Below are 6295 nucleotides of genomic sequence, written 5' to 3'. Positions count from 1 at the left end.
CCCGCAGGGTGGGCCCACGCCGCCCGAGGCTCCGCGCGCCGCGCAGCGGCGTGTGGAGTGGCGGTGGGGACGATTCCCGTCGCCCCCTCCAGCTAACGGCAGTCTTACTCCCCCGCGTCCCGGGCCTCGCGATGCGCGAGGACACCGGCACGGTAGACCTCGGCGTTACGCAGGATGCCGAGCTTCTCCTCGTCCGTCAGTTCACGCCGCACCTTCGCGGGGACGCCGGCGACCATCGATCCGGGTGGGATGATCGTGCCGCCGAGAACGAGCGCTCCCCCGGCGACGAGCGATCCAGCGCCGATCACGGCGCCGGAGAGGATCACGGATCCCATACCTATGAGGCATCCGTCTTCGACCGTGCAGCCGTGGACCACGGCGTTGTGTCCGACCGAGACGTTCTCGCCGATGACCACCGGGCTGCCGGCATCCACATGGACCGAAACGTTGTCTTGCAGATTCGAGCCGGCGCCAACCGTGATCGAGGCGCTGTCGCCGCGCAGCACCGCGTTGTACCAGACGCTGGACTCGGGCCCGAGTCGAACATCACCGATCACGCGCGCACCGGCGGCCAGAAACGCGGACTCGTCGACTTCGGGACTCAGCCCGGCGACGGAAAGAACGGATGCGGAATCTGAGGTCATGCTCCGACAGTAGATCAGCGCTACTCGGCCCGGCCAGCCGCAGTACGAGGGATTCAGTCCTCGAGGTGTGTCACGCGGCCACCGAGCAGGGTAGCTCGCACCGGCATCGTGCGAAGATCCGACTCGGATGCTGTCAGCGGGTCTTGGGCGCACAGGACCAGGTCCGCAACAGTCCCCGGTTCGATGCGACCCGGGGCGGCGGATCCCCCGTGTGTCGACGCGGCCAGTGCGACGCGGGCGTCGATGGCCTGCTCGACCTGCCACGGTGGACGTCCGTCGCGGGTGCGATAGATCGCCGATGCCATCGCCGCCCACGGGTCGAGCGGCGCCACTGGGGCGTCGGACCCGAAGAGCAGATTCGCGCCGGCGTCCACCAGTTCCCGGAAGGGATAGGGACGCGCGATCTGGGCAGACCAGATGGTGTCGGAGAGATCCCGGTCATCGAGGGCATGCTCGGGTTGGACGCTCGCACCGACACCCAACCGCGCAAAGCGGGGGATGTCGACGGCAGCAACCAACTGCGCGTGCTCGATCGTTCCTGTCGCGCCGGTTGCCGCGAAGGCGTCGAGCGCGTGGGTGTTCGCCAGGTCGCCGATCGCATGGATGGCGCAGGAGATGCCGTGAGCCGTGGCATCCGTCATGAGCGCGACAAGGTCGGCGGGCGGGATGGTCAGGACCCCATGATTGTGCGGGTCACCCGGATACGGATGCGAGCACGCGGCGGTCCGGGTTCCGAGCGACCCGTCGGTGATGACCTTCAGCGGGCCGACCGTGATCAGCTCGCTGAGGCGCTCGCCGCTCTGCCACCCCGTCTCGATGAGCCGGCTCAGCTGCGAGGGGTAGGTGCCGAACTTCACGCGCAAGGAATCGAAGCCAGCCGCGACACGGCGAGACCAGGAATCCGCATTCCAGGCCATGTCGAGATCGATGATTCCGACAACGCCGCGCGCCGCAGCATGCCGGGCGAGGTCGGCGACAGCCTCGTCGGCGTCGTCGGGGCTTGCGGCAGCCAGCCGACGCGTGATCTCGAACGCCGGCTCCTCGCGCAGCATCCCCGACGCATCCGGGGGCGTGATCTGCTCACGAGCGAAGGCAGCGGAGTTCAGCCACACGCTGTGCAGGTCCGCGTTGATCAGGTAGGTAGGAATGGTGCCCGTGGCCGCATCCAGCATCTCGAGCGTCGGTTCATCGGGCCAGAAAGCATCCCGAAAGCCAGCGCCGACCCGGATGCCACGACCGAGCAGCCTGGCGCTCGACATGATGTGTGCGGCATGGTGCGCTGATTCGGCACCACCGAGCGGCTCACGCTGTCGAGTGAGGGCAGCTGACACCGTGTGCACGTGGTGGTCCCACAGGCCCGGGATCAGCCACGCACCGCCGGCCTGCAGCACCTCACCGACCGGACGAACAGCGCCGGTAGGAGCAAGATCCGTGACGCGGCCACCCTCGATGAACACGTCATACGCGCCCTCGACCGGCAGAAGTTCGCTCCCCGGCCCCGTGATCCGTGCGCCGACGATGGTCGACACTGTCGCGCCCACGGCACTCATGCGCGAGCGTCATTCGCGCGGCGCATCTCTGCGGCAAGCGGCGGATTGTGATGCGGACCGTCATCCTCGAGCTCACGGATGATGTGGTCGACGAGCTCGACGGGCCGGTTCTGGCTGAGCTTGCGCTTGGCCGTCACCGACGTCGGTGTGAGGCGAAAGCCGACGGTGCCGCGCTCGAGTCGCTCGACGAAATCAGCATCGTTCGGACGCTCCCACAGCATCCGAGGCTCGGGCATCGGGGTCTCGAAACGCGCAACCAGACGGTCGAGCACCCGTAGATTCTCGTCGGTCGACAGCAGTTCCGGCGCTCCCCGCAGGTGCACTGTCACGAAGTTCCAGGTCGGCACGCTCGGCCGGTCGCCGTACCAGCCGGGCGAGATGTAGCCGTGCGGACCTTGGACGATGATCAGCAACTCGCGAGCCCCGAGGTCGTGGATCAGGTCGTCGGGCTTGCCGACGTGACCGACGACGGTGAGATCGTCACGAGTGTCATCCAGGAGCACCGCGTAGTGGGAGGCGACGAGACCGTCATCCGTCGAACTGACCAGGGTCGCCCACGGATTCTGCTCAACGATCCGTCGCAACTCGCCAACGTCGGTCATGGCGAAGCTCGGATTCTGCCGCATGCATTCAGCCTAAGGTGGTCGGATCCAGGCTCACGCCTGACACCTGGGGCACCAGTACAGCTTCCGCGACGCGGCCTCTTCGACCACGATCGCAGTGCCACAGACCCGGCAGGGCAACCCGGCGCGGTGGTAGACCCAGTGACGGTCGCCGCGGTGGGCCATGGCGCGACGATAGGCGTCAGGATCGAGGTCATCCATTGTCATCATTTGGCCGGTCTCAACGCCGATGGCGAGCAGCCGGGTCCAATCGCGCCAGAGTGCTCGCACCGTCTCTTCGGGCACGTCGCGCCCCGGGGTATGAGGGTTCAGCCGAGCCCGGAACAGGAGTTCAGCTCTATAGACATTTCCGATTCCGCTGACGACCGACTGGTCCATCAGCAGCAGCCCGATGGGCGTCGGGGCGCGTCGCACGCGCGCGGTGAACAGCTCCTCACCCTCGGCGAGGTCGTCCACGAGCGGATCCGGTCCGAGCTTGGCGAGCGATGCGGCGACCTCGTCCGGCGTCTGCAGCTCGCAGGCTGTGGGTCCCCGCAGATCGGCGCAGGTCTCGTCGGTGAGCAGCCTCAGACGAACTTGGCCGACCACTGGGGGCGGCCACTGACCCTCCTCATCGGGCAGCCCGGTCGTCTGCTCCGACATCCGCACGTGACCGCGCGCGCGCCGGGGCGCGCCGATCGAGGTGAGCGAGTTCTCGCCCGCGGCATCCATGATCGGCTCGTCGATCACCGTGCCGCGCTGGTTGGTCTGTCCCATCCGCCCGTTCGCGGAGGCGATGGTGGGATCGGCGTCGATCACGCCGGCGAAGTCCCACGCACCGTACATGCCGAGGTGCACACGCAGCCACAGGTCACCATCGAAGCGCAGGAACATCTGCTTGCCGACCGCACGCGCCTCGAGCATTTCCCGGCCTGCGAGCGCTGCGGCCCCGTCGGCAAAGCGACCCTGCGGGCTGGATGCCTGCACAGCGCGACCGACGAAGTTGCGAGCGAACTGCCGAGCGATCCGGTGAACGGAATGACCCTCGGGCATCAACCAGCTTCCGGGTCGAACGAGTCGGTCGCGGCGGTGTTCGCGACATCCCGCGGGTCGGGCAGGAGCGACCCGTCAGCCTCGTACGCGGCGATCTGGCCGATGCGACGCACGTGACGTTCCTCGTTCGAGAAGGGCGTCTCTATGAACCGGTCGATGAAGGTCACGACCTCGCTGAAGGAGTGCTGGCGCGCTCCGATCGCGATGACGTTCGCATCGTTGTGCTGCCGGGCGAGCTCGGCAGTCGCAATGCTCCAGACGAGGGCTGCGCGGATGCCGCGCACCTTGTTCGCAGCGATCTGCTCACCGTTGCCTGAGCCACCGAACACGATGCCGAGAGCCTCGATGCCCGCACTCTGATCGGCGACGACGCCGAGGGCGGCACGGATGCAGAACGACGGGTAGTCATCGACGGCGTCGTACTCGATAGGGCCGTGGTCGATGACCTCGTGACCCTGCTCGGCGAGGTGGTGCTGGAGCTGCGTGGAGAACTCCATACCGGCGTGGTCGGTGGCGATGTGGATGCGCATGGTTCCCATCCTAGAAGCGACTGACGTCACGTCTGCGGGGTGTCGTCCTCAGCGGGTTTCGGCCGCCGCTCGCGTGTCACGAGGGACGCGTCGCCGGATGCCTCGTGGTCGGGACGGTCAGGCCCCTTCGGCTGGATGCGGCCCGGCTCGAGGGTGCGTGCAACGTCGTCAGCATCGACCACGTCGATCTCCTGCGTCGCTGTCGTGTACCACTCGGTGAGCTCGGGATCCGTCGAATCAAGCCACGCTCCCGCACCCTCGCCCGAGCCGACCTCGGTGGCGTCGAACACGAAGTCATCGCCGTGTTCGGCGATGCCCTGCCGGACCCCCTGCGCGATCGCTGCACGAGCGAACTTCCGGCGGAGCACGTACGGGTCTGTGCGCAGTTCCTTCGCCCACGCGATCATGATTCCGATGATCACGAGCGCGAATGGCAAGGCGGTCACGATCATGATGGACTGCAGCCCCTGCAGCGCTGTCGCACCGCCGACCACCAAGAGCGCCGCAGCGACCCCACCAAGCAGCACACCCCAGGTGATGGTCACCCACGAGGATGGCTCCGGCTTCCCGCGCTGACTCATCGACCCCATGACGATCGAGGCGGAATCGGCAGAGGTGACGAAGTAGACGACGATCGAGATGATCGCGACCACCGAGGTCAGGGCACCCAGTGGCAGTTCCCCGAGCACTCCGAACAGCACGTCCTCGGGTTGGGCGAGCTCGCTGAGCCCGACTCCCTCTTGCTCCATCCACATCGCCGTTCCGCCGAGGGTCGTGAACCACACGAAGCAGACGGCCGAGGGAATGAGGATGACGACGGTGACGAACTCGCGCAGCGTCCTGCCGCGCGAGATTTTCGCGATGAAGATCCCCACGAAGGGCGACCACGAGATCCACCATGCCCAGTAGTAGGTAGTCCAGGACGCCATGAAGGATGCGGCATCCTCACCTTCAAAGGAGTTGCGCGACATCATGATGCCGAGGTCGCTGAAGAAGGTCACCAGGCCCGACGGCAGCAAGGTGACGATCAGCACCGAAGAGCGTGACGATGATCGCGAAGATGTCGATCACGCCACCAGCCCAGCCGTCCACCCGGCGGCCGAACAGGGGCTCGAAAATCCCGGAGATGAGCGGCGCGCGACCACGCCGGTACGCGCCGTAGGCGATAGCGGCGCCGACGAGAGCGTAGAACCCCCACGCCAGCGGGCCCCAGTGGAACAGTGTCTGCGCGAGGGCTGTCTCCATGGCATCAGTCGTGCCCGGCTCGACGGTGAAACCATGCGGTGGGTCGACGAAGAATGACAACGGTTCCAGCGGACCATAGAACAGCAGTCCGATCCCCATTCCGGCCGAGAAGAGCATGGCAATCCACGAGATCGTCGAGAACTCGGGTTTCTCGTCGTCAGCACCGAGGCGCACCCCGCCTGTGCGGCCATAGCCGATCACGAGCATGAAGCCCAGGACGAGAACGGCGAGCGTCGAAAACAGCCAGCCGAAGTTCGTCGTCACCCAGCCGAGCGCGGTGCTGCCGACGAACTGTAGACTTGCCGGCGACACGATCGCCCAGATGATCACCGCTGCGACGAAGACGCCCGCCGTGAGAAAGACCGTCACATTCGTTGAGGATCGGCGCCCCGTCTGTTCAACACCGATGCCGGGGATCAGCGCCGGATGGATGCCGCGCTCGAGCTCTGGGGTGTTGACCTCGCGGAGCACTCGCTTGACAGGTCCGTTCGTCCCCGCACCGTCATTGGTCCGCGCCATCGAGGTCTCCCTGATTCCGTGTGCACTCACTCGTCAGGTAAACGTCGGCTCAACGCTATACCGCCTCCTGCGCTGGTCGCGCGGCTGCGAGGAGGTCGCGGCGTAGGCTTGGGGGTTGTCGCGCCCACAATGCGCGAGGCCGTTTCGCGGCA

At 66.7% G+C, this 6295-nt stretch carries 7 protein-coding genes; all 7 read right to left on the bottom strand.

The window, feature by feature from the left end; translation table 11 throughout:
* Positions 1-104 precede the first annotated feature (104 nt).
* The 7 genes from B3587_RS08225 to B3587_RS08195 are packed head-to-tail and all read right to left on the bottom strand — an operon-like array spanning position 105 to position 6143.
* Entirely contained in the window at positions 105-644 is a 540-nt protein-coding gene (locus tag B3587_RS08225; RefSeq protein ID WP_292727766.1) for a gamma carbonic anhydrase family protein, read from the bottom strand.
* A 53-nt stretch (positions 645-697) separates the two neighbouring features.
* Positions 698-2194, bottom strand: coding sequence for an amidohydrolase (locus B3587_RS08220; RefSeq protein ID WP_292727764.1), 1497 nt, complete (start codon positions 2192-2194; stop codon positions 698-700).
* Positions 2191-2820 carry an FMN-binding negative transcriptional regulator gene (locus B3587_RS08215; RefSeq protein ID WP_292727762.1) on the bottom strand — a complete coding sequence of 210 codons (630 nt, stop codon included), beginning with the start codon at positions 2818-2820 and terminating at the stop codon, positions 2191-2193. Before B3587_RS08215 ends, B3587_RS08220 begins: the two co-directional genes overlap by 4 nt.
* Positions 2821-2850: 30 nt before the next feature.
* Complete coding sequence (locus B3587_RS08210; RefSeq protein ID WP_292727760.1) at positions 2851-3849, bottom strand: Fpg/Nei family DNA glycosylase; 999 nt, start codon at positions 3847-3849, stop codon at positions 2851-2853.
* The gene (locus B3587_RS08205) at positions 3849-4379 is read right to left on the bottom strand and encodes a ribose-5-phosphate isomerase (protein ID WP_228178206.1); all 531 of its coding nucleotides are present in this window, start codon (positions 4377-4379) and stop codon (positions 3849-3851) included. Before B3587_RS08205 ends, B3587_RS08210 begins: the two co-directional genes overlap by 1 nt.
* Positions 4380-4405: 26 nt before the next feature.
* Positions 4406-5380, bottom strand: coding sequence for a BCCT family transporter (locus B3587_RS08200; RefSeq protein ID WP_414683127.1), 975 nt, complete (start codon positions 5378-5380; stop codon positions 4406-4408).
* Positions 5331-6143 carry a BCCT family transporter gene (locus B3587_RS08195; protein WP_228178204.1) on the bottom strand — a complete coding sequence of 271 codons (813 nt, stop codon included), beginning with the start codon at positions 6141-6143 and terminating at the stop codon, positions 5331-5333. Before B3587_RS08195 ends, B3587_RS08200 begins: the two co-directional genes overlap by 50 nt.
* Between the last annotated feature and the right edge of the window lie 152 nt (positions 6144-6295).

This window comes from Microbacterium sp. UBA837, from assembly GCF_002296025.1.
Classification (GTDB): Bacteria; Actinomycetota; Actinomycetes; order Actinomycetales; family Microbacteriaceae; genus Microbacterium.
This window is presented reverse-complemented; position numbering and strand designations above follow the sequence as displayed.

Excerpts from the sequence above, each read along its gene's own strand:
- B3587_RS08225 (WP_292727766.1), bottom strand. The coding sequence starts at position 644 with ATGACCTCAGATTCCGCATCCGTTCTTTCCGTCGCCGGGCTGAGTCCC.
- B3587_RS08220 (WP_292727764.1), bottom strand. The coding sequence starts at position 2,194 with ATGAGTGCCGTGGGCGCGACAGTGTCGACCATCGTCGGCGCACGGATC.
- B3587_RS08215 (WP_292727762.1), bottom strand. The coding sequence starts at position 2,820 with ATGCGGCAGAATCCGAGCTTCGCCATGACCGACGTTGGCGAGTTGCGA.
- B3587_RS08210 (WP_292727760.1), bottom strand. The coding sequence starts at position 3,849 with ATGCCCGAGGGTCATTCCGTTCACCGGATCGCTCGGCAGTTCGCTCGC.
- B3587_RS08205 (WP_228178206.1), bottom strand. The coding sequence starts at position 4,379 with ATGCGCATCCACATCGCCACCGACCACGCCGGTATGGAGTTCTCCACG.
- B3587_RS08195 (WP_228178204.1), bottom strand. The coding sequence starts at position 6,143 with ATGGCGCGGACCAATGACGGTGCGGGGACGAACGGACCTGTCAAGCGA.